The sequence below is a fragment of the Flavobacteriales bacterium genome, from assembly GCA_021296215.1.
Lineage (GTDB): Bacteria > Bacteroidota > Bacteroidia > Flavobacteriales > ECT2AJA-044 > ECT2AJA-044.
In genome coordinates this window covers 22589-23692 of record JAGWBA010000037.1, presented here as the reverse complement: position 1 = coordinate 23692, position 1104 = coordinate 22589, and the positions used below count along the sequence as shown (strand labels likewise).

Below are 1104 nucleotides of genomic sequence, written 5' to 3'. Positions count from 1 at the left end.
TGATACCTACAAAATACAGCCCTTTGGGCAGCGCTCCTTTTTTATGCCTCAGAAAAATTTATTTTGGACGGGTGTGAGGACAAATAATAAAACATTCACACACAAAATAACTCTTACCCCAGAAAATAAAAATTGGGCTGGCAATGGAAGTAATCTAATTATAAATTAACACTTAAATAATTAATTATGGTAACAATCAATGAATTAACAGAAGAGCAATTTAAAGGTTTATTGGACGAATATTTTGCGCCAGCAGGAAAACGTTCAAAAATGACTGATGAAGAAGTTAAAGAATTAGCACAGAGGCTAAATGAAAAAATCAATGTCCCAATAATAAATGAGACAGGTGAAGAGAAAATACTGATTAAAATTGTAATTAAAGTTGATAGGTTTCTTTACGATAACTTACCTAATGAATTTTATGATTTGGTAAGAAGTATGGATAAAGGAATTGATGATGACGAGGCAAAACGGTTAATAAAGAGACTATCTAAACTTGCGAATAAACATATTGACATTCCATATATTCCTGAATCAATGGAATATGTTGCTATACGTTTAGTTATTGGCGTTATAATTAATGCAGCAAGAAAACAATGGGATATGCACAAAGCAAAAGAAAATGCTCTTACAATGAATATTCCGATTAATGAAAACGCTTCCGAGCAAGAACTTGAAGGAATGATTTCATAAATAACGAAATGCTAACACTATGTATAGTTAATAGCCACCGCCAAAGTTGCCGATTTAGATTTTTCATTTTGTTTGCACCCTTAACAAAAGTTAAGGCAGCATAAATGGTAAATCGGCAACTTTGGCTGCTTGGTTTGAAGGCTAATCCGACAATAAGGACTCGAAAAGATGTCAAGCACTTTCTTGATGAAGAACTTGAAAAAATAAAGCACATACGCCCAATCGAGTAGACGGCCCCGCCACTAAGACGTGACGGGGTGCGCCTCTCACACCACCGTACGTACGAGTCTCGTATACGGCGGTTCGTTAAATAATGGAGAAAATTGGGGTGCGCGTTGCTTACCCGGCCGGAATCGGTTCTTAAGGTGTGGGTAGAGGGTTTTGCCCCACGCTTACCTTCTGTTGACCGGT

General features: G+C 37.0%; 1 protein-coding gene. It reads left to right on the top strand.

Annotation, left to right across the window (positions count from 1 at the left end; all coding sequences use genetic code 11):
• Positions 1 to 186 precede the first annotated feature (186 nt).
• Positions 187 to 693, top strand: coding sequence for a hypothetical protein (locus J4F31_07440; protein MCE2496392.1), 507 nt, complete (start codon positions 187 to 189; stop codon positions 691 to 693).
• Positions 694 to 1104 lie beyond the last annotated feature (411 nt).

What these genes read in the sequence shown, in the direction of transcription:
- J4F31_07440 (MCE2496392.1), top strand. Translation starts at nt 187, where the DNA reads ATGGTAACAATCAATGAATTAACAGAAGAGCAATTTAAAGGTTTATTG.